The organism is Stenotrophomonas sp. SAM-B (assembly GCF_013387485.1).
Taxonomy (GTDB): domain Bacteria; phylum Pseudomonadota; class Gammaproteobacteria; order Xanthomonadales; family Xanthomonadaceae; genus Stenotrophomonas; species Stenotrophomonas maltophilia_AA.
The window spans coordinates 101,443-128,150 of the sequence record NZ_JABBXB010000003.1; the positions used below are offsets into that span (position 1 = coordinate 101,443).

Genomic DNA, 26,708 nt, shown 5'->3' on the forward strand with positions numbered 1-26,708 from the left:
GCATAGCAAGCGCGACATGACTCACCCCGCGCGTTGGCGTGCCTCGGGCTTGAGCCGCAGGTAGACCTGCTTGCGCACGCGGGCGATCACCTCGCCGTTGGCATCGACGATGTCATTGCTGAACCAGTGCAGGTATTTCCCGCCGCTGGCGGTGGCGGCGCGCAGCTGGTCGAGCAGTGCCTCGTCCAGCCGGAACTCGGCCACCACCGTGCCGCGTCCCGGCTTGAGGAACTCGATCTCGCCGGCGCGATCCCAGACGTAGTAATCACGGCCGAGGTTCTGCATCACGGTGAGCATCCAGAACGGATCGGTCATCGCGAACAGGCTGCCGCCGAAATGCGTGCCCACGTAGTTGCGGTTCCACGGGCGCATGCGCAGCTCGACGCGCACATGGCGGTAGTCCGGACTGACATCGGTCACGTGGATGCCGGTGAACAGGAACGGCGGCCATAGATTGATGCCGTGGCGGAAGACGGAGGCCTTCATTCGGATCACGTCACGCTGGGGAGGTGATCGGAGTCTACCATTCGCTTGCGTATGGTGGGCGGTGGAGGCTCAGCCGGGGCCGCCGTCGTCGACCGCATAGCCGTTCCGCCCTGCGGCCTTGGCCTGGTAAAGCGCCGCGTCGGCCCCTTCGAAATAATGCCGGGGCTCCGTGCCGGGGCTCGGGATGCGGGTGAACACGCCCGCGCTCAGGGTGATATGCGTGGTCGCGCCGCGGCCGGCTGGAATCTCCAGGCCCTGCGCCCGGGCCACCAGATCCTGCACCACCTGCACCGCGCCTTCCGGCGTGGTGTCGGGCAGGATCAGCGCGAACTCGTCGCCGCCGAAGCGGGCGGCCATGTCACGCGGACGACGCGCGTGCGCACGGATTTCCTGGGCGATCCGGCGCAGCACGGTGTCGCCGGCCTGATGACCGAACTCATCGTTGTGGCGCTTGAAGTGGTCCACGTCGATCAGCACCAGACTCAGCGGCCGCCCGCTGCGGCGGCCGGCGTCGTGCTCGGCCTGCAGGGTCTGCTCGAAGCGCAGCCGGTTGCCCAGCCCGGTGAGCGCATCGCTGTTGGCCTGGCGCCGCCAGGCGCTGACCCGCCACAGCGTCCATGCCAGCAGCACGGTCAACATGCTGGTCAAGGCCGCGGCCGGTGCGAACCAGAGATTGCCCGCACGCAGCAGGGCGAAGCTGAGCAGCAGCGTCAGCGGCAGGGCGAGCACCCCGCTCAGCCACGCCCGCGGCAGCGTCAGCAGCAGGCAGCACAGCGCCACCAGCAGCCCCGTGAGGGCACTCTGCCACGCAGACGGCAGCGGGTTGATCACCTTGTCGGCAAGCAGCATCGAGGCGACATTGGCCTGGTACTCGCTGCCACTCATCCAGCGCTCGCGGGTGGTCGGGGTGAGCAGTCGCGTCGCGATGCCGCTGGCGGTCATGCCGACCAGCACCAGGCGCCCGCGCAGCAGCGCCGGGTCGACGTCGCCGTCGAGCACATCCGCGTAGGACACCTGCGGGAACCGTTCGGGCGGTCCGGCGTAGCGCACGCGCACGTAGTGGTCGCGGCGCCACTGGTAGGGCGAAGCCACCGTCGGCTGGTCGTCGTGCAGGCCGGGCAGCGGACCCTGCGTGTCGGCCAGTGCCAGTCCAAGCGCCGGCCAGTGCGGTGCGCCGATCCCGGCGGTGAGGTACAGCCCACGCGCGACGCCATCGCCGTCGACTTCGATATCAGTGTGGCCCAGGCTGGCCGCGTTGGCGGCGATCAGCGGGATCGGCAGCAGTTCCTCGGCCATGCGCGGGCCACTGGCCGGCGCGGCCAGCACCGGCAGCACCACGTGTCCGTTGCGGCGGATCGCCGCCGCCAGTTCGGCATCCTGGGTGCTGTCCTGGCGGTCCGGTTCGGACAGCATCAGGTCCAGCACCACGCGCTCGGCGCCGGCGTCGGTGAGCCGGTCCAGCAGGCGTGCGTGGGTGCCGCGCGGCCACGGCCACTGGCCAAGCTGCTGCAGGCTGTTGTCGTCGATCGCCACGATCAGCAGGCGCGCATCCGGCGTGTACTCCCAGCCGCCGACGTACGCGTCGTAGACCGCCTCATCCTGTTTCCAGAACCACTGCCAGTGACTGGCCACGACCGCCAGCGCGCCGACCAGGGCGGCCAACACGATGCGGTGCGGCCAGGGCAGATGCAGGGGGGTCACAACAGCAGCCACAACAGCAGTGCACCACCCCCGGCGGCGTAACAGGTGCGGCACGGCAGGGCGATCTGCTGCGCCGGCGAAAACGGACCGGCGTAACCGTCCTCGTCGATGTACTGGACGCGCACGTGCAGCGTGCCGCGCCAGGGGCGCTTGATCGACACCTCCGGCTGGTCGAGCTCGCGGTCGAGCAGCGGCGCGCTGAAATCGCCGCGGCGGTCCAGCTGCACGCGATAGCGCTGGCCGGGTTCGCCGGCCTGCCAGCGCAGGGTCAGCTGGCCTTTGGCGGCTTCGGGCGGCTGCAGGGCCGGGTCGACCGGCAGATCGGTGATGGTCAGCGGCAGAGGCTGGCCGAAACGGCCGCGATGGCCGTTGCGGTCCACCGACGCCACCCGCCAGACGTAGTCGCCGGGCGCCAGGTCCTGGCCCGGACGCAGATGCGTGCCGCGGCCGTCCTGCTCCAGCACCGGGGCGAGGAACTGCGGATCGCGGGCGATCTGCAGCACGGTGCGCTCGGCATCGGCGACCCGGGCCCACTCGAAGCGCGGTCGGGCACTGTTGACGGTCTGGCCATGCAGCGGGCGCACGGTCAGCGGTGCGACCGGCTGGTCACGCACCTCGAAATCCTGCCCGGCATCCAGGCCTTCGACCTGCGCCGCGCTGACCGCCCGCACCAGCACGCGGAGCTCGCCCGGCGGCAGGTCGGGCAGGGTGAGCGCGGTGGCGTCGGTGTCGCGCGCGAACAGCAGCACGTCGGGTTGATCGGCGCGGACGACTTCGACCCGGTAGCCGACGGCGTCCGTCACCGGCTGCCAGGCCAGGGCCGCGGGCAGGGTGGCCAGCCGCTGCGGATCGGTGGACAGCACGGGCGCGGGCAGCAAGGCTTCCGCGCCGGCCGGTCGGGCATCGAGCGAGGGGCTGCGCGTGGCCTGGCCACGGGTGACCAGGCGCTGGCCGCGGCGGTTGCCGACCTGCACGCGCCCTTCCAGCACTTCGGTCGCCGCGCCGCGGCCCTCGAGGCCGGCGCTGACCCGGAACACGGTGCCACGCACGCTGCTGGTCGCGGTGGGCGCATCGATGATGAAGCGCGACGCCGGACCATTGGCGGGCGTCACCCGGTTGCTGGCGCGGCCCTGCTCCAGGCGCAGGCGGGTGTCGACCATGCCGGTGTGGCCGTAGCGGGAGAGCTGATCGAAGCGCAGCCGCGAACGTTCGCGCAGCTGCAGGCGCGAGTCATCGGCGAACACCACGGTGACGCTGGCATCCTCGCCGGTGACAAGTTCCTGGCCGATCCGCAGCAGATCGCCTACCAGCACATCGCGGCGGGGCTGGCCGTCGGCCTGGCTCTGCACCGGGCCGCGGACGGCGAGCACCCGTGCCGGGGCGGGCTGCACCTGCAGCCAGGCCACCGGGAAGCGCAGCTGGCTGCCGGGCGGCAGGCGGTAGGGATCGGCGATGCGGTTGTGCGACTGCAGCTGTTCCCAGGCGATGGTCGGCTTGAGATAGCGGGCGCTGAGGTCCCAGATCGTATCGCCGGGCCGGACCCGGTAGGTCCAATCCTGGGCCAGGAGCGGCGCGGCGGACAGCATCAAGGCCACCAGCACCAACAGGCGGGCAGCCAAAGAGAAACAAGGCAATCGGGTCAATCTCACGGTCGTTCACGGCCCTGCAAGGCGGGGCGCAGCCAAGTAGGCCGCCATGGCCCAGACCTCATCCTCCCCGATGGATCGCGGCCTCCAATGGGCCGCGGCGGCATTATTGCCCGGGAGCCGTGCAGGGTTTCTGAACGTGATTCACGTCACACATCGAGGACGAGCGTTCGGATAGACGACTTTGCAGGGCCAGCGCCCCGGCAGGCGCTGGCCCTGATCGATCAGAACAGCAGCGACGCCATCCGGCGGCGGTACTGGCCGACCAGATCTTCATCCTCGATCACCTTGAAGGCGTCGATCAGCAGCTTGCGCGGGCGACCGTCGTCATACGTACGGTCCCGCCGCAGCATGTCCAGGAACTGCTCCAGCGCGGCGGCGTCCTGCCCGGACAGCAGCAGCTGCACGCCACGCAGGTGGCGGGCCTGCAGATCGTCGCCGTTCGCGGCAATGCGGGCGTCCAGCACCTCGGGAGCCGGCGCGTCCTGCAGCGCGCTGGCGAACTCCAGGCGGGCCCGGGCGCGCACGGCGCGATCATCGGTGGACAGATTGGCCGGCAGCGCATCGATCAGTGCCGTGGCTTCGGCGGTGGCGCCGGTCTGCAGCAGGGCCAGGGCGAGGTCGAGCTTGAGCTCCTCCTTGTCCGGCTCAGCGGCGATGGCCGCGCGCAGCACGTCGACCTGGGCCTGCGGATCGAGCGGAGCGGCTTCGACGGCGTCCTCGGCCTCGGCTTCTGCTGCGGCCTCCAGCGGCATCACGCCATGCTGGGTCAGGAACTCGCGCAGCTGACCTTCCGGTACCGCGCCGGGGAAACCATCGACGATCTGCCCGCCCTTGACCAGGAACACGGTCGGCACCGAGCGGATCTGGAAGGCGGCCGCGATCTGCTGTTCCTTGTCGACATCGACCTTGGCCAGCTCGAAGGCACCGTGGTATTCGCCGGCCAGCTTTTCCAGCATCGGGCCCAGGGTCTTGCAGGGGCCGCACCAGGTGGCCCAGAAATCGACCAGCACGGGGGTCTGCAGGGATTTCTGCAGGACCTCGGTCTCGAAGGTCTCGGTGGTGGCGTCAAATACGTGCGGCAGATCGCTCATGGTTTCAGATCAACGGGAAACTGGAGAGGAAGTGTATGGTGCCGCCCGCCGCCGGACGCAACCCCACGGGCGGAATCGGCCGGGAACGGCGACAATGCAGGCCTTGTGAACAGGCCGGGTGCAGCATGTCGGGACTTCATCGTTGGGAACGTGCGCTCGGCATTGCCGCCGCCGTGTTGTTCGTGGGCGCAGTGCTGGGCTTCGGCGCGGCGCTGCCGCTGTTCGATCCGATCGGCCACCCGGTCGCGCTGCTCGGCGCGATGGGCGTACCGCATGCGCTGGCCTTCAACATCGTCGGCTTCGCGCTACCGGGCCTGCTCGCCAGCCTCGTCGCCCTGCGCCTGCTGCTGCGGGTGCCGCGGACGGCGCCCTGGTCGATGCGGGTGGGCGCGCAGCTGCTGATGCTGGCCGGGGTCGGCTTCACCGCGATGGGGGTGTTGCCGCTGGATACCAGCGATCTGGACAATCCGGCCAGCCAGTACCACGCCAGTGCGTGGATGGTCTGGGTGCTGGCCTTCGTGCCCGGGGCGGTGATGTCCGGGATCGGCGCGCTGCGGCTGCCGGCGTGGCGGGCCGTGGGTGCGCTGCACCTGGCCTGCGGGCTGGGCGTGCTGCTGTCGGCCTTCGCGCTGCAGGTGCTGCTGCCGGCGCCGCTGGCCCAGCGGGTGGCCTTCGGTGTGTGGCTGGTCTGGCTGGTCGCGGTGCTGCCGCTGGCCCCGGGCGCGCGCCGCGCCTGAGCGCGGTTCGCCCGCTGCTGCGCCCCGGCACCGCGCCGGGGCCAGGGCAGGGTGATGACGTATTCGGCCAATCCCCAGTCAATTCAATGAGATGACGGGTTTGGGCGATGCGGTGGGCACCGTCGATTGGAGCCCTTTGCCGCACTGCGGTACCCTGTGCCGCTTTGCCGCCGCACTAGCGTTTTTATGACCAGCGTCGAACCCAACGTTTACGATCCGCAGCAGGTTGAATCCGCCGCCCAGCAGTATTGGGATGCCACCCGTGCCTTCGAGGTCACCGAGACTTCGGACAAGCCGAAGTTCTACTGCCTTTCGATGCTGCCGTATCCGTCCGGTGCGCTGCACATGGGCCACGTGCGCAATTACACGATCGGCGACGTGATCAGCCGCTACAAGCGGATGACCGGTCACAACGTGCTGCAGCCGATGGGCTGGGATGCGTTCGGCCTGCCGGCCGAGAACGCGGCGATCAAGAACAAGACCGCGCCGGCCAAGTGGACCTACGCCAACATCGAGCACATGCGGGGCCAGTTCAAGGCCATGGGCTATGCGATCGACTGGTCGCGCGAGTTCGCCACCTGCACGCCCGAGTACTACGTGCACGAGCAGCGCATGTTCACCCGCCTGATGCGCAAGGGCCTGGCCTACCGCCGCAACGCGGTGGTGAACTGGGACCCGATCGACCAGACCGTGCTGGCCAACGAGCAGGTCATCGACGGCCGCGGCTGGCGCTCCGGCGCACTGGTGGAAAAGCGCGAGATCCCGCAGTGGTTCCTGCGCATCACCGATTACGCCCAGGAACTGCTGGACGGCCTGGACGAACTGCCGGGCTGGCCGGATTCGGTCAAGACCATGCAGCGCAACTGGATCGGCCGCTCGGAAGGGCTGGAGATCCAGTTCGACGTGCGTGATGCCGACGGCAGCACGCTGGACCCGCTGCGCGTGTTCACCACGCGTCCGGACACCGTGATGGGCGTGACCTTCGTGTCGATCGCCGGCGAGCATCCGCTGGCGCAGCATGCGGCGAAGTCCAACCCGGCGCTGGCCGCGCTGCTGGCCGAGATGAAGCAGGGCGGCGTGTCCGAGGCTGAACTGGAAACCCAGGAAAAGCGCGGCATGGACACCGGCCTGCGCGCCATCCATCCGGTCACCGGCGCCCAGGTGCCGGTGTGGGTCGCCAACTTCGTGCTGATGGGCTACGGCACCGGCGCGGTGATGGCCGTTCCCGGCCACGACCAGCGCGACAATGAATTCGCCAACAAGTACGGCCTGCCGATCCGCCAGGTCATCGCGTTGAAGTCGCTGCGCAAGGAAGAAAGCGCGTACGACGCCACCCGTTGGCAGGACTGGTACGGCGACAAGACCCGCGAGACCGAGCTGGTCAACTCCGAAGAGTTCGACGGGCTGGATTTCCAGGGCGCCTTCGAGGCATTGGCCGAGCGTTTCGAGCGCAAGGCCCAGGGCCAGCGCCGCGTCAACTACCGCCTGCGCGACTGGGGCGTGAGCCGCCAGCGCTACTGGGGCTGCCCGATCCCGGTGATCTACTGCCCGAAGTGCGGCGCCCTGCCGGTGCCGGAAGAGCAGCTGCCGGTGATCCTGCCGGAGAACGTCAACTTCGTCGGTACCGGTTCGCCGATCAAGGCCGATCCGGAATGGCGCAAGACCACCTGCCCGGACTGCGGCGGCGCGGCCGAGCGCGAGACCGACACCTTCGACACCTTCATGGAGTCGAGCTGGTACTACGCGCGGTACACCTCGCCGGGTGCCCGTGATGCGGTCGACAAGCGCGGCAACTACTGGCTGCCGGTCGATCAGTACATCGGCGGCATCGAGCACGCGATCCTGCACCTGATGTATTTCCGTTTCTTCCACAAGCTGCTGCGTGATGCGCGCATGGTGGACAGCAACGAGCCGGCGCAGAACCTGCTGTGCCAGGGCATGGTGATCGCCGAAACCTACTACCGCCCGAACCCGGACGGCTCCAAGGACTGGATCAACCCGGCCGATGTCGATGTGCAGCGCGACGAGCGCGGCCGCATCGTCGGGGCGACCCTGATCGCCGACGGCCAGCCGGTGGTGATCGGTGGCACCGAGAAGATGTCCAAGTCCAAGAACAACGGCGTGGACCCGCAGGTGATGGTGGGCAAGTACGGCGCCGATACCGTTCGCCTGTTCTCGATGTTCGCCGCCCCGCCGGAACAGTCGCTGGAATGGAACGAAGCCGGCGTGGATGGCATGGCCCGCTTCCTGCGCCGCCTGTGGGCACAGGTGCAGAAGCACGCCGCCGACGGTGCCGCCCCGGCGCTGGACGTGGCCGCACTGAACGCCGAGCAGAAGGCGCTGCGCCGCAAGACGCATGAAACCATCGGCAAGGTCGGCGACGACTACGGCCGCCGCCACAGCTTCAACACCGCGATCGCCGCGGTGATGGAACTGATGAACGCGCTGGCCAAGTTCGATGACGTCAGCGAGCAGGGCCGTGCGGTCCGCCAGGAAGCGCTGCGTGCCACCGTGCTGCTGCTCAATCCGATCACCCCGCATGCCAGCCATGCGTTGTGGCAGGTGCTGGGCCACGCCGAGGAACTGCTGGAAGACCAGGCGTTCCCGCAGGCCGATCCGGCCGCGCTGGTGCGCGATGCGGTGACGCTGGCGGTGCAGGTCAACGGCAAGCTGCGCGGCACCATCGACGTCGCCGCCGATGCCCCGCGCGACCAGATCGAAGCGCTGGGCCTGGCCGAGCCGAACGCAGCCAAGTTCCTGGAAGGTCTGACCGTGCGCAAGATCATCATCGTGCCCGGCAAGATCGTGAACATCGTGGCGGCCCCGCAGGGCTGATCCTGTCGTGCCACCGGGTGCCTGCGCGCCCGGTGGCACGGATCTCCTAGAACCGATACGGGCGGCGCCGCGCGGGCGGTCCGGTATCAAGTCCTGTTCACGCGGCATCCGGCACGATCACTGCTTGTTGCCGCGACCGCCCGGCTCCTACAGACTGTGTCCATGACCCGATTCCTGCTTGCCCTTGTCCTGACCGCAACCCTCGCCGGGTGCGGCTTCCATCTGCGCAACAAGTTGATGCTGCCGGCCGATACCGCGGCGGTGCAGGTGGTCTCCACCGCGCCTTACAGCGAACTGGTCAAGTTGCTGCGCCGTGGCCTGCAGGCCTCCGGGGCGCAGATCGCCGACAGCGACAGCAGCGAGCCGGCGGCCCAGCTGCAGGTGCTGTCCGAGCGTTGGGGCGATCTGCCGATCGCGATCGATGCCCAGGGCCGTGCCCAGGAATACAGCCTGCGCTACGCCGTGATCTTCATCTTCCGCCGCGAAGATGGCAGTGAGCTGGTGCCGCAGCAGGTGATCGAACTTTCGCGCGATTACGTGTCGCCGCCGACCGACGCCACCGGTACCACCACCGAGCGCGAAATCCTCGCCGACGAACTGCGTCGCGAGATGTCCGCCTCGATCATGCGCCGCATCGACAGCGTGGTCCGCGCCGAACTGGAGCACGGCCGTGCCCCGGCCAAGCCGGGTACCCCGCCGGTGGAGACGCCGGTCGAGCTGCCGGCGGCCACCCCGGCTTCGACGACCCCGACGCCGGCGGTACCCGCCGACGTTCCGCAGGGGCGCTGAGTCCGGTCCGCCTGCGGATCGGCCTGCCCGCATGGAACTTCGCCCCGAACAGCTCGCCAGCCAACCGGCCAGCCAGTCGTTGGCACCGGTCTACCTGATCGCGGGGCCCGAGACGCTGCGCGTGCTTGAAGCGGCCGATGCCGTGCGGGCACGTGCCCGCGCCGATGGCGTCAACGAACGCGAAGTGTTCGATGCAGATGGCCGCGACTTCGACTGGAACCAGCTCGACGCCAGCTTCAACGCGCCCAGCCTGTTCAGTGCGCGTCGCCTGATGGAACTGCGCCTGCCCAGCGGCAAGCCGGGCAAGGAAGGCGCGGAGGTGATCAGCCAGTTCTGCGCCAATCCGGCCCCGGACGTGATCCTGCTGATCACCTGCAACGAATGGAGCAAGGCGCACCAGACCAAGTGGGCCGATGCCGTCGGCCGCGCCGGGGTGATCTCGGTGGCCTGGGCGATCAAGCCGCATGAACTGACCGAGTGGATCGAGCGCCGCCTGCGCGGCAAGGGCCTGCGCGCCGATCCCCAGGCCGTGCAGCGCCTGGCCGAGCGGGTGGAGGGCAATCTGCTGGCCGCCGCCCAGGAAATCGACAAGCTGGCCCTGCTGGCCGATGGCCAGACCCTGGACGTGGAGACCATGGAGTCGCTGGTGGCAGATGCCGCCCGTTACGACGTGTTCCGCCTGGTCGAAGCGACCTTCTCCGGCCAGCCCGCCGCCGTGCTGCGCATGATCGCCGGCCTGCGTGCCGAAGGCGAAGCCGTGGCCGCGCTGACCCCGATCGTGATCCGCGAACTGCTCTCCACCGCCGGCCTGGCGCGGGTGCAGGCGCGCGGTGGCAACCTGGCCGCGGAAATGAAGAGCCGTGGCATCTGGGAATCGCGGCAGGCGCCCTTCAAGCGCGCGCTGCAGCGTCACCCCGAGGTCAAGCGCTGGGAGCGCTTCGTGGCCGAGGCCGGGCTGGTGGACCGCATCGCCAAGGGGCGCGCCGACGGCGATGCCTGGCTGGCGCTGGAGCGGTTGCTGATCGCCGTGTCCGAAGCCCGTGCCGTGCGCCTGCTCGCCCGGGCCTGAGCCCATGGGGCTGCGCATCTATTACGGCGGGACCTTCGATCCCGTCCATCTGGGCCACCTGGCCATTGCCCGTGCCGCACGCGACCAGCTGCAGGTCGCCGTGCGCCTGCTGCCGGCCGCCGATCCGCCGCACCGCGCCACCCCCGGCGCCGACGCCGCGCAGCGCCTGGCGATGCTGGGCCTGGCCATCGGCGACGAGCCCGGCCTGCTGCTCGACCGCCGCGAGCTGGACCGGGCCGCGCGCAGCCCCGGCGTGCCGTCCTATACCGTCGATACGTTGCGCGAGCTGCGCGCCGAGCTGGGCCCGCGCCAGCCGATCGCCTGGCTGGTCGGCGCCGACAGCCTGCTGGCCCTGCCCAGTTGGCACGCGTGGACCGCGCTGTTCGATCTGGCGCATTTCATCGTCGCCGACCGCCCGGGCAGCCCCTTGGCCGACGCGCTCGACCCGGTCCTGGCACAGGCCCTGGACGGGCGCTGGGCCAGTCACGAGCGCGCGCTGTTCACCGCCCCGGCCGGGCGCCTGCTGCGCCTGCAGGCCCCGCTGCGCGAGGAATCGGCCACCGCCGTGCGGACCCGGATCCAGGCCGGTGGCCCCTGGCAGCAGCTGCTGCCCGAGCCGGTGGCCGGCTATATCCTCGACCACCGCCTGTACGGCGCGACACCGTCGTGAATACGCGCGGGCGCGCCGCCCCGTATAATCGACCCCACATTTATCGAGTTGACCCGCTTTGAGCAACCAAGCCCAGCCCCAGACCATCAAGGTCCAACTGCCCAATCCGGCGCCCTCCGTTCTGCAGCTGCTCGAGTGCGTGCGCGGGGCCACCGAAGAACTGAAGGCGAAGGATCTCGTTGAGATCGACGTCATCGGCCGCTCCAGCGTCGCCGATTACATGGTGATCGCGTCGGGTACCTCCAGCCGTCACGTCAAGTCGATCGCCGACGAAGTGGTGAAGTTCGCCAAGAAGCTGGGTGTGATGCCGCTGGGCGTGGAAGGCGAGCGCGAAGCCGAGTGGGTGCTGGTCGATCTGGGCGACGTGATCGTCCACGTGATGCTGCCGCGCGTGCGCGAGTTCTACGCGCTCGAGCGCCTGTGGACCGTGGGCGACCAGCCGCCGATCGAACTGCTCGACGATGCGGACGACGACTACGACGCGCGCTGATCGCAGCGTGCAGGGTCACGACAACGGCGCCGATGGCGCCGTTGTCTTTTGCGGCGCCGCGTGCGGTGCCTGCCGAGGACAGAGATGAAAGCCAAGTTGATCGCCACCGGCGAACGTGCGCCGTCCTGGGTCGCGCAAGGCTTTGCCGAGTACCAGAAGCGGCTCTCGCACTGGTTGCCGTTCGAGCTGGTCGAGATCGAGCCCGGCTTGCGTGGCAAAGGGCGCGACGCGCGCCGCGCCACCGATGACGAAGGCAAGCGCGTGATCGCGGCGCTGCCTAAGAATGCCTACGTGGTCGCCCTCGATGTCCCGGGACGCCCGCTCAGTTCCGAACAGCTGGCGCAGCGCCTGGAGCATTGGCGCGGGCAGGGCAGGGATCTGGCCTTCCTGATCGGCGGGCCGGAAGGCCATTCCGCCGAGGTGTCGGCGATGGCCGACGAGAAATGGTCGATCGGGCCGCTGACCCTGCCGCACATGCTGGTGCGCCTGGTGGTCGCCGAGCAGCTGTACCGCGCCGCAGCGATGCTGGCCAACCATCCGTATCACCGCGCGTGAAATAGTTGTCGCCAGATGGGTTACATCCCGCGAAAAACGGGCTACAATGCGCACCCCGCCCGAATAGCTCAGCCGGTTAGAGCACTTGACTGTTAATCAGGGGGTCGTTGGTTCGAGTCCAACTTCGGGCGCCAAGATTTGAAAAAAAAGCCTCGCAGCGATGCGGGGCTTTTTTTTGTCCGCGATCCGCGCAGCTCGCATGACCGGCAAACAAAAAGCCCGGGCACTGCCCGGGCTCCTTGTTCCCCAAGTGCGGCTACCTCATTCGAAGGTGTACTTGGCACCGACGGTGAAGTAACGACCGATCGCGCCGCTGAAGTGCAGCGGGTTGTAGTTCACGCCACCGTAGGTGGTCGGATCCAGCGGAGCGATGCGGTCGAACAGGTTCTGCACCGACGCGTTCAACTCGAAGGCCTCGGTGATGTTCCAGCGACCGGACAGGTCGAAGGTGGTGAACGAGGAGATCTTCTCGACGTCGGTACCGTCGGCGTAGGCGAACTGGTACGAGCCGTCCGGACCGCGGAAGTCGGTGTTCTCCATCTTGGAGATGTAGTTGGCCACGCCGCTGACGCTCCACGGGCCCTGCTTCCAGGTGGTGCCGAAGTTGATGCGGTCCTTCGGCGTGCCGATGCAGTTGGTGACGTCGCAGTTGCCGTGGGTACCGGCGTAGTCGACGGTCACGTCGGCATCGGTACGCTCGAACTTGAGCACGTGGCTCCACTGCAGGTCCATTTCCAGCTGCCCCGGACCGATGTCGAAGGTCTGGCGGATGTCGGTATCGATACCGCGGACGCGGGTCGATGCGGCATTGATGTACTGCGTATTGACCGCCAGGATGCTGCCGGTGCCGGGAACGCCATTGAGCAGGTTGTTGTCGCGCAGCACGTTGCCGGCGGCAATCGCTTCGGCAGTGCTGCCCTGGGCGATTTCGTTGGTGCGCTTGATCTGCCAGGCGTCGACCGTCATCGAGGTGCTGGAGGTCGGCTGCAGCACCAGACCGACGGAGTAGCTCTTGGATTCCTCCGGCTTCAGGTCCGGATTCGGGCGGGTGATGATGGCGACCGGCAGTGCGCCGCAATCGTCATCGGTCGCACCCGGGGCCGGGTTGCCGCCGGGGCAGCGCACGGGGTCAGCTGCGTTGGAGAACGCCGCCAGGCCACCGTCGCCGTTCTCGGCCGGATTCGGTGCACGGAAGCCTTCGGCATAGCTGCCGCGGACAGCGATCCAGTCGGCCGGCGTCCACTTGATGCCGACCTTCGGCGTTGCCTTACCTTCGCCGCTTTCATATTTGTCGTAGCGGACCGCACCGGACAGTTCCAACTGCTCCAGCACCGGCGCGGACAGTTCGACGTAGCCGGCATACACGTTCTGGGTGCCGTCATAGGCCGAGTAGCCCAGGCCGATGATGTCGCCCTGGTCGGTGTAGGTCTGCGGGGTCAGGCTGTTGCTGGTCCTGCGCCATTCGGTACCCAGTGCCAGGCCCAGCGGGCCGCCCTTGAGGTCGGCCAGGCTGCGCGACACGGTGAAGTCGAACATGTCCAGGCTGGACTTGGCGCGTGCACTGATGTCCGGCGAGATGTAGTCATACAGCGCCTGCGAATTGAGGCCGGCGTCGTCACCGATGCGCCACACGCCACCCGGGCAGGCCGGGTTGCCGAGTGCGCACTGCACGGCGCTGTAGCGCAGGAAGCCGGTGCGCTTGTTGACCAGGTCGGTGCCCGAATGCAGGTAGGCGGTGTCGTAGCTCCATTCGCCCCAGTTGCCCTTGACCCCGACCAGGAAGCGGTTGAACTCGTTGGTGTTGTTGGTGACGCGCGGGCCCACGTCCCAGGCCGAATAACGCAGGCGCGAGGCCTGGCCCGGGATCGGGTTGTCCGGATGGGTCGGGCCGAGCACGGTGGCACCATCGCCGCTGTTGGCGTTGACCGGGCCGCCGGGATAGCCCCAGCCACCGGACACGCCGGAGGGCGTGTTGCTGAAGGTGGTTTCCTTCTTCGAGTAGCCGATCTCGGTGTAGATCTCACCGCCTTCGCCGAAGGCGAAGCTGGCACGGCCGAACACGTTGACGTACTTCTCTTCCGGGGTCAGGTCGCGGTACAGCTGGTTCGGATCCCACAGGCAGCCCTGCTGCTGTGCGGTGACGTCATTCTGGCCCGGGATGGTGGTCAGGCCGGCGCAGCCCGGCAGCGCGACGAGGAACGCAGGATCATCCGGCGTAACGGCGCGATCGTCGAAGACCGAACCGGTCGGGCCGACGCCGCCACGGGTGCCGCCGGACAGCGCGGCACCGCCCAGGAACTGCGCATTGTTGCCATAGCCGTAGCGACGGATGTCACCGGTGCCGATCCACTTGCGGTCCTTGCGGTCGCTGATCTTGATCGCGTCGGTCTTGCCCACGTCCAGGCTGAAGAACGCGTTCCAGCCGTCAGTGGCCAGATCGCCGGTACCGGCGGTCAGGGTGGCCTTCTTGGCATCGCCGTCGCTGTCGCCGGACAGGCCGTAGGAGGCGCGCAGGATGGCGCCGTTGAAGTCGCTGCGCAGGATGATGTTGACCACGCCGGCGATGGCGTCCGAACCGTAGATCGCAGAAGCGCCGTCCTTGAGGACTTCAATGCGCTCGACCGCATCCAGCGGAATGGTGCTCAGATCGGTGAAGACCTTCTGGCCGTCATCGGCCAGGCCGTAGGTCGCCATGCGGCGGCCGTTCAACAGGACCAGCGTGGAGCCGGCGCCCAGGCCGCGCAGCGAGATGCCCGCGCCGCCACCGGCAAAGCCGTTGCCGAAGGTCTTGGGAATGGAGCCCGAGCCGTCCGCGGTCAGGGTCTGCAGGTACTCGGCGACCGTGGTCTTGCCGGTGCGGTCGATTTCCTGGCGGGTGACCACCTGGACGGGGGAGGGAGTTTCGGTATTGGTGCGGGGGATGTTCGACCCGGTGACGGTGATCCGGTCAAGGTTGGTCGCCTGCTCCTGCGCGAACGCGGAGAACGACGCCATGGCGCCCACCAGCAGCAGCGCGCCGCCGGTAAGGATCGTGGAAATGGAAGTGGCCAGGCTGGTGCGGCGGCTGTCGTCGCGGCGTTGGATCGGGTGTTTCACAGCTTCTCTCCTGACTGGGAAAACCTAGATGTCAATAAGTCGACACCAGAACGGTGGCAACGGCGCCAATCTAGGTTTCCGGCAGGTGACGCAAGTGTGAAAAATTGCTTAATTCGCGAAAGAGGGTGTGAGGGGACTGTGTGAATGGGGAGAGCCCGTCGCAGGCTCTCCCCGGCACATCTAACGCGGCAACGTGAATTCCACCGGGACCAGGCCATCGGCCTCGACGACCTGGCCATTGACGGTGGCGGGCACGAAGCGCCAGTGGCGCATGACCTGCTGGCGCGCGGCCTGGTCGAACACGCGCGAGCCGCTGCTCTTTTCGATGTCGACCGCCAGCGGATTGCCATCGGTACCGACCCGGATGCGCAGCACGACCGTGCCCTGCTGGCCCAGGCGGATCGCGGTGATCGGATACGGCGGTGGCGGGGCGCTGCGGTACTGGAGCTGGGCACCCTGCGTCGGTGCGGCTGCGGCAGGCGCCGGCGCCAGCGAGGGCGGTGACGCCTCGGTGGCCGGTAGCGGGGACACCGCCAGAGCGTCATCAACGGGGGCAGTGAGCGTCGGCAGGGGCGTCGGCGGTCGCTGCGTGTTCACCGCTGCCCTCGGAACCTTCGGCGGTGCCGGATCGGCATGGACCCGTATCGGCGGCGGAGGCGGCGGCAGCACCCAGCTCACGCGCATGCGCTCGCGCGGGGCCGTGATCAGCGGCTGTGCGGCAGGAATCAACAACAACATCAGGGCCAGCGCATGGACCGCGATGGCAGTGCTCCACCCGAGCACGCGGGACGCTTCGATGTGCAGCGGGACAACCGGGGACGGGGTACGGACCATGCTCCACTCTCCTTGCCAGATGTGCGGAAACATCAACGTGCCTGCGCGGCGGATGGGGTCAGGCGGGGCCGTGCAATGACAGCAATACCCGAGCCCGGCACGGGCCGGAAGTCAGGGGCAGGGTGGGGAGTTGGCTGGCAGTCAGAATCGGACCGCGCACAGCATGACGGCGCCTTTCGGCGCCGTCACAGGAACATCGACCGGAGCGCGGATCAGCGGCCCAGATCGAACACCACGTCCAGGTTGACCGACACGGTGGATTCGCCCGGCGAAACCGGCGTCGACACATCGGCCGCCATCGGCGCCGCCTGGGCACGCATCATCACGGGACGGAAGTTGCCGCCACCACTCTCGGAGATGCTCACGATCCTGCGCACGCGCAGGCCCAGCGATTTCGCGTACGTCTCGGCGCGGGCCTGGGCCTTCTTCAGCGCCGCGAGGCGGGCCTCGTCATAGACCGGTTCGGGCTGGTCGATCTCGAACTGCGGGCCGTTGATCTGGTTGGCGCCCTGCGCGGCCAGCGCGTCGAGCACTTTGCCCAGCTTGGCGATGTCGCGCACCTTCAGGCTGACCGTGTTGCTGGCCTGGTAGCCGGTGATCTTCGGCGCTTCGTTGTCGGCGTAGCGGTACTGCGGGCTCAGGTTGACGCCGCTGGTCTGCACATCACGCTCGGCGATGCCGGCCGCCTTGATCGCGGCCAGTACCTTGGTCATCTGCTCGGCGTTCTGGCGCATGGCGGTGTTGCCGTCCACGGCCTGGGTGACCATACCGGCCGAGAGCGTCGCCACGTCCGGCACGCGCCTGGCCTCGGCATTGGCCGAGATGTTGAGCAGGGTGCCGTCGGCCGGCACGGCGATGGTGGGCTGGGACTGGGCGTGGGCGGTCATCGAAGCTCCCAGGGCAAGGGACAGGGCGAGCAGCAACGGGGACAGGGACGGGCGGCGCATGTACATCTCCTTGTGAAGACGTTGAGGTTGGTGTCGGGGCGATGAACGCGTCGTGAGGTTTGATGGGGTCGATCACGATTCAAGCGTGTTGCTCGCGATTCAGACAGTAGGCTCAGGTTATGCTTCCTCGATGCTTTATCTCGCCTCTCGATCCCCCCGACGAAACGAACTGCTTGCGCGCCTGGACCGACCGTTCCAGGCGCTCGACCTTCACGTGGCCGAAGTCCGTGCCGCCGACGAGTCGGCCGCCGACTACGTGCAGCGCGTCGCCGCCGACAAGGCGCGCGCCGGGCTGGCCCTGGTCGCGCACGATCCGGACGCGGTGGTGCTGGGCTCGGACACCGAGGTCGTGCTGGACGGGCGCGTGTTCGGCAAGCCGGCCGATGCCGACGACGCCTGCGCGATGCTGCGCACCCTGGCCGGGCGCACCCACCAGGTGATGACCGCCGTGGCGCTGGTCGCCGCGGGCCGGGAGCAGGGCGTGCTGGTGGTCTCGGAGGTGACGTTCGCGGCGATCGATGAGGATCGGATCGCGGCCTACGTGGCCAGCGGCGAGCCGATGGACAAGGCCGGCGCGTATGCGATCCAGGGCGGCGCCGAACGATACATCCGCCATCTGGCGGGAAGCTATTCGGGTGTGATGGGTTTGCCCCTGCAACAGACCGAGCAGTTGCTGCAGACGTTTGAACTGAAGGGAGTCGCCCATGTCTGAAGAAATCCTGGTCAATGTCACCCCGCGGGAAACCCGCGTCGCCGTCATCGAGAACGGCATGCTGCAGGAACTGCACATCGAACGCGGCTGGCGCCGCGGCGTGGTCGGCAACATCTACAAGGGCAAGGTGCAGCGGGTGATGCCGGGCATGCAGGCGGCCTTCGTCGAAGTCGGGCTGGAGCGCGCGGCGTTCCTGCACGCCAACGACGTGATCCGGCCGGCCCCGGTGGCCAGCCCCGATACCGAAGGCACGACCCTGCCGCCGCCGTCCTCGGTGCCGATCGTGGAGCTGCTGCGCGACGGCCAGGACATCGTGGTGCAGGTGGTCAAGGACCCGATCGGGACCAAAGGCGCCCGCCTGACCACCCAGATCAGCATTCCCTCCCGCTACATGGTGCTGCTGCCGCAGTCCAAGGTGGTGGGCGTGTCGGCCCGGATCGAGGACGAGACCGAGCGCGCGCGCCTGAAGACGCTGGTGACCGAGCTGTCTGCCCAGCACGGCGGCTATGGCTACATCGTGCGCACCAATGCCGAAGGCCAGCCGGCCGAGGCGATCGCCGAGGACGTGGCCTATCTGTCGCGCGTCTGGAACGTGGTGGAGCGCCGTGGCCGCGATGCCGCCCCGCTCAGCGTGATCTATGAAGACCTCAGCCTGCCGCTGCGCTCGGTGCGCGACCTGATCCGCAAGGACGTGGACAAGGTCAAGGTCGACTCCAAGGAGACCTTCAACCAGCTGCAGGCGTTCGTGGCCAAGTACATGCCGGTGCTGGCCGAGAAGATCGAGCTGTACAGCGGCGATCGCCCGATCTTCGACATGTTCGGGGTCGAGGACGAGATCGGCCGCGCGCTGGACAAGCAGGTGCCGCTGAAGTCCGGTGGCTACCTGGTCATCGACCAGACCGAGGCGATGACCACGATCGATGTGAACACGGGTTCCTTCCTGGGCCAGCGCAACCTCGAAGAGACGGTGTTCCGCACCAATCTGGAGGCCGCGCAGGCGGTCGCGCGCCAGCTGCGGCTGCGCAACCTGGGCGGCATCATCATCATCGACTTCATCGACATGGACGATGCCGAACACCGCCGCCAGGTGCTGCGCACGCTGGAGAAGGCGCTGGCCCGCGACCATGCCAAGACCACCGTGTACGACTTCTCGCCGCTCGGCCTGGTCGAGATGACCCGCAAGCGCACCGTGGAAAGCCTGGAGCGCCAGCTGTCCGAGCCGTGCCCGGAGTGCAGCGGGCGTGGCTCGATCAAGACCGCCGAAACGGTGACCTACGAGATCTTCCGCGAGATCACCCGGGCGGTGCGTCAGTTCGATGCGGCGCGCCTGCTGGTGATCGCCTCGTCCAAGGTCGTGGCGCGCATCACCGACGAGGAATCCTCGGCGGTGGCCGAACTGGAGGAGTTCCTGGGCAAGAGCATCCGCTTCCAGGCGGACGAGCAGTACCTGCAGGAGCAGTTCGATGTCGTGCTGCTCTGATCGCGGCCGGTCCGGCATTCCCACGTTCCGATGAGCACACCGCTCCGCCTGCGCCTGCGCCGGATCCGCCGCCATGCCGTGTATGCGGTGGCGATCCTGCTCGTGGGCGTGGCCCTGCTGGTCGGCACCGCCAGCCAGCTGCTGCCCCTGGCCGAGCGTCACCCGGACAAGGTGGCGGCGTGGTTGAGTGCGCGCGCCGGGCAGCCGGTGCGTTTCGACGCGTTGGATACCGCCTGGACCCGGCGCGGTCCGCTGCTGCAGCTCAAGGGGCTGCGCATCGGTGAAGGCCAGGGCCTGCGCATCGGCGAAGCGGAGGTGCTGGTCTCCATGTATGCCGGCCTGCTGCCGGGGCACTCGCTGACCGAGCTGCGCCTGCGCGGCCTTGCACTGGTACTGCAGCGTGCCGACGACGGCCGCTGGTCGGTGCAGGGCCTGCCGCAGTCCACCGCGGGCGACCCGCTGGAAACCCTGCGCCGGCTGGGCGAGCTGCAGGTGATCGGGGGCCGGCTGAGGGTGGATGCGCCCTCGCTGGGCGTCAACGCGACGCTGCCGCGGATCGACCTGCGCCTGCGCGTCAACGGCCAGCGCCTGCGCGTCGGCGCACGTGCCTGGGCCGACCCGGCCGCGCAGCCGCTGACGGCGGTGCTGGACTTCGAGCGCAAGCGCGGTGACGGGCAGGCGTGGCTCTCGGCCGACCCGGCCGATTTCCGGGCATGGTCCTCGCTGCTGCAGTTCGGTGGCATCGGACTGCAACAGGGCACCGGTGAACTCAATGCCTGGGTGGACCTGCGCGATCATCGGGTGGTGATGGTCACCACCGACGCGGACCTGCAGAACGTACAGGTCCGCGGCGTGAAGCTGGCGGATGGCACGCACCCGCAGCTCGCGCTGCAGACCCTGGAGCTGCGCGCCCGCTGGCGCTGGGTGCAGGGCGGCTGGCGCGCGGATGCACCGCGCCTTCGGATCGGTCTGGACGGCAGTACCCAGCAGTTGGATGGCCTGCTGCTGGCCGGCGGCCAGCACTTCGCCCTGGCCGGCGACAACATCGATGCCACCGCGCTGCTGCGCGGGCTGGCACTGACCGACCGGATCGACCCGGGCCTGCGCGAGTGGCTGCATGAGGCTGCGCCGCAGGTGCGCATGACCCGCGTGCGGATGGCGGGCGAGCAGGGCGGCGCGCTGTCGATCGAGGGCGATCTGGAGGACATCCGCTTCGCCGCGGCCGGTCATTCGCCCGGGCTCAGCGGCGTGGGCGGACGCTTCAACGGCGATGCCGACGGTTTCACGCTGGATCTGCAGCCGCAGCGGGTGATGCATTTCGATTGGCCGAGCGGGTTCGGCGAACGCCACGACGTGCGCCTGGGCGGCCGGCTGGTGGGCTGGCGTGACGAGGCCGGCGGCTGGCGGATCGGCACGGCGGCGCTGCGCGTGCAGGGCACCGACTACGCCGCCGACGTGCGCGGCGGCATCTGGTTCCAGAACAACGGCACCCGCCCATGGCTGGAACTGGCGGCCAAGATCGACGATGTGCCGATGACCGCCGCCAAGCGCTTCTGGATCCATTCCAGGATGAGCAAGGCCGCCACCGATTGGCTGGATGCCGCGCTGGTCTCCGGGCAGGTCCGCGGCGGCGTGGGCCTGGTCACCGGCGATCTGGAAGACTGGCCGTTCGACAAGAACAACGGCCGCTTCGAAGCGACCGGGCACATCGACGCCGGCAGCATCCGCTTCCAGCACGACTGGCCGACGATGGACAAGGTGGACGCGGACATCGCTTTCATCGGCCCGGGCTTCGAGCTGCATGGCAAAGGCGATCTGGCCGGCGTGGCGGTGGACCACTTCGATGCCGGCATTCCGGATTTCGGCGTGACCGCGCTCTACGTCAAGGCGACCAGCCGCAGTGATGCGGGTGCACTGCTGGCCATGCTCAAGCAGAGCCCGCTGCAGGCCACCTACGGCGAGACGCTGGACAACCTCACCGCGAAAGGTCCGGCAGCGGTCACGTTCGATCTGCTGCAGCCGCTGCACCATGTTGAAGGCAGCGGTCACCTGCAGGGCACGGTCGATCTGGATGGGGCGACCCTCGCCGAGAAACGCTTCGATCTTCTGTTCGAAAACATGCGCGGCACCGCCCGCTACGGCCATGGTGGCTTCGATGCGGAGAACCTGGCGGTGCGCCACCAGGGCCAGGACGGGCTGCTCAGCCTGCGCGCCGGCGAATTCGTGCGCGATCCGCAGCAGGCCTTTGAATCCGAACTCACCGCTTCGCTGGAGGCCGGTGCGCTGCTCGACCGCGCGCCGGAGCTGAACTGGCTCAAGCCTTACATCCAGGGCACATCGCGCTGGACCATCGGGGTGACCCTGCCCAAGGTCGCGGCCGGCAGCAAGGTCGAGCCGCCGACCGTGCTCAAGCTGCATTCGGATCTGGTCGGCACCACGCTGGAACTGCCCGCGCCGTTGGACAAGCCCGCTGCTACGCCGCTGGCGACGGACGTCACCGCGCAGTTGCCGATGGGCAGCGGCCGCGTCGATGTCGCGTTCGGCCAGCGGCTGGCCCTGGCTGCGCGCACGCGTGACAACCAGACCGGCGTGCAGGTCACCCTGGGCAGCGACCATGTGGATCGCGATCCGCCGGCCAGCGGGCTGGTGGTGAATGGTCGCAGCGGCTCACTGGATGCGCTGGAGTGGATCGGCCTGGCGCGCTCGCCGGGCGGCGGCGATGACAAGGACCCGATGCCGCTGCGGCACGTGGATGTGCAGGTGGGCCAGCTGCTGCTGGCCGGCGGTGTCTTCCCGCAGACCCGGCTGCAGCTGCGTCCGACCGGCAACAGCGTGGACGTGCGCATGGACGGCCCGTCGCTGGCCGGCACCCTCAGCGTCCCCAATGCCGAGGGCGGCACCATCGTCGGCAAGCTCAGCCGCGTGCACTGGCAATCGCTGCCCACGCCGGTGAAGGCGCCGAGCGACGGCGCGCCGATCCTGCTGCCGCCGGACGTGACCCTGCCGGCGCGGGTCCAGGCCAGTGCCAACGACACCAACCCGGCCAAGGTGCCGCCGCTGTCGCTGGATATCGACGACCTGCAGTTCGGCAAGGCCAGGCTGGGCCAGGCAGTGCTGCGCACCCGGCCGATGGCCAACGGGCTGAGCGTGGACCAGCTGCAGTTCCGCGCGCCCAAGCAGGAGATCGACGTCAGCGGGCGCTGGATGGGCATGGGCGAGACCGCGCGCAGCCAGTTCAACGTGCAGGTCAACAGCGAGGACCTGGGCGGGCTGATGCAGAACCTCGATTACGGCGGCCAGCTGCGTGGCGGCCAGGGCCAGTTGACCATGACGGCCGGCTGGCAGGGCGGCCCGTCGGACTTCCAGCTCGGCGCGCTGCAGGGCCAGCTCGATGTGCAGGCCCGCAACGGCCAGCTGCTGGAACTGGAACCCGGCGCCGGGCGCGTGCTTGGCCTGCTCAGCGTGACCCAGCTGCCGCGCCGGCTCATGTTCGATTTCCGCGATTTCTTCTCCAAGGGCTTCGCCTTCAACCAGGTCGAGGGCCGCGTGGCCTTCAGCGACGGCATGGCCACCACCGACAAGGTGCTGATCGAAGGCCCGGCGGCCAACATCACCATCCGTGGCCAGACCGACCTGCGCCAGCAGCGCTTCGACCAGACCATCGACGTCAACCCGCGCGCGGGCAACCTGCTCACCGTGGTCGGTGCGGTCGCCGGCGGCCCGGTCGGTGCGGCGGTGGGCGCGGCGGCCAATGCGGTGCTGTCCAAGCCGCTGGGCGAGATCGGTGCCAAAACCTACCGCGTGACCGGCCCCTGGGCCGAACCCAAGGTCGATGTGATCGACCGCGACGCAGCGCCCAAGCCGGCCCCGGCCGCCCCCCCGGCGCGCTGACCCCTTTCCCGCGCCCGGGTTGCGATCGCGCCCGGCGCCCATAGATCAAAGAGCATGAACAACAACGCACTTTCGCTGGCCACCGACCGTCTGCTGCTGCCCGCCGGGCTGGATGCGAACGGTCTGGAACGCACGTTCGGCACCCTGCTGGGGCCGGGCATCGATTTCGGGGATCTCTATTTCCAGCACGCCCGCCGCGAGAGCTGGAGCGTGGAGGACGGCATCGTCAAGGACGGTGCGCATTCGATCGAGCAGGGCGTGGGCGTACGCGCCATCGCCGGTGAAAAGACCGGCTTCGCCTACTCCGACGACATCCACAGCGACGCGCTGCTGGCCGCGGCAAACTCGGCCCGCGCCATCTCCCGCGAGGGCGGGGCGCAGTCGGCCCGCTCGCTGGTGCGTGGTAGTGGCCGCGCGCTGTACCCGGCGCTGGACCCCATCGACGGCATGGGCAACGAGGCCAAGGTCGAGATGCTCAAGCGCCTGGACCGCTACCTGCGCGCCGCGGACCCGCGCGTGCAGCAGGTGATGGTCAGCCTCTCCGGTGGCGTGGACACGGTGCTGATCGCGCGCAGCGATGGCGTGCTCGCGGCCGACGTCCGCCCGCTGGTGCGGTTGAACGTGCAGGTCATCGTCGAGCAGCACGGCCGTCGCGAGTCGGGCTACTCCGGTGGCGGCGGTCGTTACAGCTATGAAGAACTGTTTGCCGACGGGCGCCCGGAGGGCTTCGCGCGCGAGGCCCTGCGCCAGGCGCTGGTGAACCTGGAGGCGATCCCGGCTCCGGCCGGGGTGATGACCGTGGTGCTCGGCCCGGGCTGGCCCGGCGTGCTGCTGCACGAAGCGGTCGGCCACGGCCTGGAAGGCGACTTCAACCGCAAGGGCACCAGCGTCTATGCCGGCCGCATCGGCGAGCGCGTGGCCGCACCGGGCGTGACCATCGTCGACGACGGCACCCTGGACGGCCGCCGCGGCTCGTTGAACATCGATGACGAGGGCCACCCGACCCAGTGCACCACGCTGATCGAGGACGGCATCCTGGTCGGCTACATGCAGGATTCGCTCAATGCGCGCCTGATGGGCGTGGCGCCGACCGGCAACGGCCGTCGCGAGTCGTTCGCGCACATGACCATGCCGCGAATGACCAACACCTACATGCGCGCCGGCCAGCACGATCCCGAAGAAATGATCCGCTCGGTCAAGCGCGGCCTGTACGCGGTCAACTTCGGTGGTGGCCAGGTCGACATCACCAGCGGCAAGTACGTGTTCTCGGCCACCGAGGCCTACCTGATCGAGGACGGCAGGATCACCGCGCCGGTGAAGGGCGCCACCCTGATCGGCAACGGCCCGGAAACCATGCAGAAGGTGCGCATGATCGGCAACGACCTGGCCCTGGACGAGGGCGTGGGCATCTGCGGCAAGGATGGCCAGAGCGTACCGGTCGGCGTGGGCCAGCCGTCCCTGCTGATCGATGGCATCACCGTGGGCGGCACCCAGGCCTGAGCCGGATGCGTACGCCCGTGCTGCCCGATCACGCGGCCGCCAGCAGGGTGCTGGCGCCGCCGCGCGAGCGCCGGGACTCAGTCCTCGGCGTTCTCGTCGCTGTCGCTGTCCGTGTCGGCCACGTCGTCCAGCGCATCCTCGGACGCGGCGTTGACGCCCTCCAGGCCGAGCGCGGCGGGCAGCAGCAGCGTACGCAGCACCTGGAAGATCTCGCGGTACGCGCGCGGCGGCTTGTTCTTGGCTTTTTCGGCCTGGGCGTTGCGCACCAGCGTGCGCAGCTCCTGGCGGTCGGCATGCGGGTACTCGTCCAGCAGGGCGCCCAGCGCCTTGTCGCCGTCCTTGAGCAGGCGCTCGCGCCAGTCTTCGACGCGGTGCATGGTCGCCACTTCCCGGCGCGAGGTCTCGCTGTTGGCGTCGAGCGCGTCGCGGATCGCATCCAGCACGGCGTCGTCTTCGCGGCGCATGTGCTTGGCCAGGAACGCCAACTGGCGCTTGTGGGCGATATGCGCGGTGATGCGCTTGGCCTCGGCGATGTGCGGCAGCAGATCTTCCGGCACCGGCAGGCGCGCCAGCTGGGCCGGGGTCAGCGAGACCAGCTTCTCGCCCAGGGCCAGCACGTCCAGCGCAGCCCGGCGGTTCTGGCTGCGGCTGATATCAAGGAATTCACCGGTTTCTTCGTCGCGTCCGCGCATCGTCTTATTTCCACATCCGTAAACTGTGCCGGCGTCGCGCCGGGCACTCACCTGTACAGGATAAAGCATTGAACGTGATCTCCCCTGAAGTCTCCCCGGCCGACGACAGCCTGCAGCGCCTGGAGCAGCTGGCCGACATCTCCCAGCGCCTGCTGGAGCGGGCCAAGGCCCTGGGCGCCACCCAGGCCGAGGTCAGCTGCAGCGATGAGCGCGGGCTGGATGTGAACGTGCGCCTGGGCGAGGTCGAAACGGTCGAATCCACCCGCGACCGCGGCATCGCCGTGACCGTCTACTTCGGCCAGCGCAAAGGCAGTGCCAGCACCGCCGACCTGCGCGAGAGCAGTCTGGAGTCGACCGTGGCCCAGGCCTGCGCCATTGCCCGCCACACCGAGGACGACGAGGCGGCCGGCTTGGCCGAGGCAGCGCTGATGGCCCGCGAGTTCCCGGACCTGGACGGCTGGCACCCGTGGGAGCTCAGCGCCGATGCGGCGCTGGACCTGGCACTGGCCTGCGAAGCGGCCGGTCGCGAGGCCGACGCCCGGATCAGCAACTCCGACGGCGCCTCGGCCGCGACCGCGCAGAGTCTCTCCGTGTATGCGAACTCGCATGGCTTCATCGGCCGCGAGCGCAGCAGCCACCACTCGATCGGCTGCGCGCTGATTGCCGGGCAGGGCGATGGCATGCAGCGCGACGGCTGGTACAGCAGCGCGCTGGCCCGCGAGGATCTGGACGATGCGGCCTCAATCGGCCGCCGTGCCGCCGAGCGTACCGTTGCCCGGCTGGACCCGCGCTCGATGACCACCGCGCAGATGCCGGTGCTGTATTCGCCGGAGGTGGCCCGCTCGCTGATCGGCCACCTGCTCGGCGCGGTCTCCGGTGGTGCGCTGTACCGCCGCGCCAGCTTCCTGCTCGACAGCGTCGGCACCCGCCTGTTCCCGGACTGGTTCGGCATCGAGGAGCTGCCGCTGCTGCGCCGTGGGCTGCGCTCGGCGGCCTTCGATGGTGATGGCGTGGCCACCCGCAACTCGGCCCTGATCCGCGACGGCATCCTGGAGCGCTACATCCTGGGCAGCTACTCGGCACGCAAGCTCGGCCTGCCGACCACCGCCAACGCCGGCGGCGTGCACAACCTCAAGGTCCGCGCCAACGCGGGCGACCTGGTCTCGATCGCCCGCCACATGGGCAACGGCCTGCTGGTCACCGAGCTGATGGGGCAGGGCGTCAACAGCGTGACCGGTGACTACTCCCGAGGCGCCGGCGGCTTCCGCGTGGAGAACGGCGAGATCACCTACCCGGTGGACGGCATCACCATCGCCGGCAACCTCAAGGACATGTTCGCCAGCATCGAGGCGGTGGGCACGGACATCGATACGCGCTCGCACGTGCATACCGGCTCCATCCTTGTAGGACGAATGACCGTTGCCGGTAACGATTGACGTATTCTATGGAGGCTGCCCTGGCAGGCGGGGAGCCTGCCGCGTGCA

The 26,708-nt window shown here is 68.8% G+C and carries 20 protein-coding genes and 1 tRNA gene; 13 read left to right on the top strand and 8 right to left on the bottom strand.

Features of this window, described 5'->3' with window-relative positions; genetic code table 11:
* Nucleotides 1–21: 21 nt before the first annotated feature.
* The 4 genes from HH110_RS08170 to trxA form a co-directional block, all read right to left on the bottom strand.
* On the bottom strand, nucleotides 22–486 hold the full coding sequence (locus tag HH110_RS08170) for a DUF4442 domain-containing protein (protein WP_176989233.1): 465 nt from the start codon (nucleotides 484–486) through the stop codon (nucleotides 22–24).
* A 69-nt stretch (nucleotides 487–555) separates the two neighbouring features.
* The gene (locus HH110_RS08175) at nucleotides 556–2,187 is read right to left on the bottom strand and encodes a CHASE2 domain-containing protein (protein WP_176989234.1); all 1,632 of its coding nucleotides are present in this window, start codon (nucleotides 2,185–2,187) and stop codon (nucleotides 556–558) included.
* Nucleotides 2,184–3,773, bottom strand: a complete 1,590-nt coding sequence (locus tag HH110_RS08180) for a FecR domain-containing protein (protein WP_342589236.1) — start codon at nucleotides 3,771–3,773, stop codon at nucleotides 2,184–2,186. Before HH110_RS08180 ends, HH110_RS08175 begins: the two co-directional genes overlap by 4 nt.
* 284 nt (nucleotides 3,774–4,057) lie before the next feature.
* Nucleotides 4,058–4,927 carry a thioredoxin gene (gene trxA / locus HH110_RS08185; protein WP_176989235.1) on the bottom strand — a complete coding sequence of 290 codons (870 nt, stop codon included), beginning with the start codon at nucleotides 4,925–4,927 and terminating at the stop codon, nucleotides 4,058–4,060.
* A 125-nt stretch (nucleotides 4,928–5,052) separates the two neighbouring features.
* Here trxA and HH110_RS08190 point away from each other — a divergent pair, with 125 nt between their 5' ends.
* From HH110_RS08190 to HH110_RS08225, 8 genes are all read left to right on the top strand, one after another.
* Nucleotides 5,053–5,664, top strand: a complete 612-nt coding sequence (locus tag HH110_RS08190) for a DUF998 domain-containing protein (RefSeq protein ID WP_176989236.1) — start codon at nucleotides 5,053–5,055, stop codon at nucleotides 5,662–5,664.
* 186 nt (nucleotides 5,665–5,850) lie between these two features.
* Nucleotides 5,851–8,499: a leucine--tRNA ligase gene (leuS, locus tag HH110_RS08195; protein WP_176989237.1), complete on the top strand. Its 2,649-nt coding sequence runs from the start codon at nucleotides 5,851–5,853 to the stop codon at nucleotides 8,497–8,499.
* A gap of 162 nt (nucleotides 8,500–8,661) precedes the next feature.
* Nucleotides 8,662–9,288: an LPS assembly lipoprotein LptE gene (gene lptE / locus HH110_RS08200; RefSeq protein ID WP_176989238.1), complete on the top strand. Its 627-nt coding sequence runs from the start codon at nucleotides 8,662–8,664 to the stop codon at nucleotides 9,286–9,288.
* Nucleotides 9,289–9,319: 31 nt separating this feature from the next.
* Nucleotides 9,320–10,357 carry a DNA polymerase III subunit delta gene (gene holA, locus HH110_RS08205; RefSeq protein WP_176989239.1) on the top strand — a complete coding sequence of 346 codons (1,038 nt, stop codon included), beginning with the start codon at nucleotides 9,320–9,322 and terminating at the stop codon, nucleotides 10,355–10,357.
* Between the two features lie 4 nt (nucleotides 10,358–10,361).
* The gene (gene nadD / locus HH110_RS08210; protein WP_176989240.1) at nucleotides 10,362–11,027 is read left to right on the top strand and encodes a nicotinate-nucleotide adenylyltransferase; all 666 of its coding nucleotides are present in this window, start codon (nucleotides 10,362–10,364) and stop codon (nucleotides 11,025–11,027) included.
* A gap of 58 nt (nucleotides 11,028–11,085) precedes the next feature.
* Nucleotides 11,086–11,517, top strand: a complete 432-nt coding sequence (gene rsfS / locus HH110_RS08215; protein ID WP_121038588.1) for a ribosome silencing factor — start codon at nucleotides 11,086–11,088, stop codon at nucleotides 11,515–11,517.
* Nucleotides 11,518–11,601: 84 nt separating this feature from the next.
* Nucleotides 11,602–12,072 (top strand): 23S rRNA (pseudouridine(1915)-N(3))-methyltransferase RlmH, encoded by a 471-nt coding sequence (gene rlmH, locus HH110_RS08220; RefSeq protein ID WP_088434465.1) that lies wholly within the window; start codon nucleotides 11,602–11,604, stop codon nucleotides 12,070–12,072.
* A 57-nt stretch (nucleotides 12,073–12,129) separates the two neighbouring features.
* Nucleotides 12,130–12,206 (top strand) — tRNA-Asn (locus HH110_RS08225).
* A 127-nt stretch (nucleotides 12,207–12,333) separates the two neighbouring features.
* On the opposite strand, the gene HH110_RS08230 is transcribed toward HH110_RS08225, so the two are convergent.
* The 3 genes from HH110_RS08230 to HH110_RS08240 all read right to left on the bottom strand — a co-directional run bounded on the left by HH110_RS08230 (nucleotide 12,334) and on the right by HH110_RS08240 (nucleotide 16,949).
* Nucleotides 12,334–15,168, bottom strand: coding sequence for a TonB-dependent receptor (locus HH110_RS08230; RefSeq protein WP_176989241.1), 2,835 nt, complete (start codon nucleotides 15,166–15,168; stop codon nucleotides 12,334–12,336).
* A gap of 180 nt (nucleotides 15,169–15,348) precedes the next feature.
* A complete protein-coding gene (locus HH110_RS08235) occupies nucleotides 15,349–16,002 on the bottom strand; it encodes an energy transducer TonB (RefSeq protein ID WP_176989242.1) in 654 nt (217 codons plus the stop codon).
* A gap of 212 nt (nucleotides 16,003–16,214) precedes the next feature.
* Entirely contained in the window at nucleotides 16,215–16,949 is a 735-nt protein-coding gene (locus HH110_RS08240) for an SIMPL domain-containing protein (protein ID WP_176989243.1), read from the bottom strand.
* 130 nt (nucleotides 16,950–17,079) lie between these two features.
* Between HH110_RS08240 and HH110_RS08245 the strand changes: the two genes are divergently transcribed.
* Genes HH110_RS08245 through tldD form a run of 4 tightly spaced genes read left to right on the top strand, consistent with a single transcriptional unit; the run spans nucleotide 17,080 to nucleotide 24,532 of the window.
* Nucleotides 17,080–17,661: a Maf-like protein gene (locus HH110_RS08245; protein ID WP_176989519.1), complete on the top strand. Its 582-nt coding sequence runs from the start codon at nucleotides 17,080–17,082 to the stop codon at nucleotides 17,659–17,661.
* A complete protein-coding gene (gene rng / locus HH110_RS08250) occupies nucleotides 17,654–19,141 on the top strand; it encodes a ribonuclease G (RefSeq protein ID WP_176989244.1) in 1,488 nt (495 codons plus the stop codon). The genes HH110_RS08245 and rng overlap by 8 nt, the downstream gene beginning before the upstream one ends.
* Before the next feature lie 30 nt (nucleotides 19,142–19,171).
* Nucleotides 19,172–23,032 carry a YhdP family protein gene (locus HH110_RS08255; protein ID WP_176989245.1) on the top strand — a complete coding sequence of 1,287 codons (3,861 nt, stop codon included), beginning with the start codon at nucleotides 19,172–19,174 and terminating at the stop codon, nucleotides 23,030–23,032.
* A gap of 54 nt (nucleotides 23,033–23,086) precedes the next feature.
* A complete protein-coding gene (gene tldD, locus HH110_RS08260) occupies nucleotides 23,087–24,532 on the top strand; it encodes a metalloprotease TldD (RefSeq protein WP_176989246.1) in 1,446 nt (481 codons plus the stop codon).
* A 77-nt stretch (nucleotides 24,533–24,609) separates the two neighbouring features.
* Here tldD and yjgA read toward each other — a convergent pair whose 3' ends face one another.
* Complete coding sequence (gene yjgA, locus HH110_RS08265) at nucleotides 24,610–25,224, bottom strand: ribosome biogenesis factor YjgA (RefSeq protein ID WP_176989247.1); 615 nt, start codon at nucleotides 25,222–25,224, stop codon at nucleotides 24,610–24,612.
* 68 nt (nucleotides 25,225–25,292) lie between these two features.
* Between yjgA and pmbA the strand changes: the two genes are divergently transcribed.
* Nucleotides 25,293–26,660: a metalloprotease PmbA gene (gene pmbA / locus HH110_RS08270; RefSeq protein ID WP_176989248.1), complete on the top strand. Its 1,368-nt coding sequence runs from the start codon at nucleotides 25,293–25,295 to the stop codon at nucleotides 26,658–26,660.
* The last annotated feature ends 48 nt before the right edge of the window (nucleotides 26,661–26,708 follow it).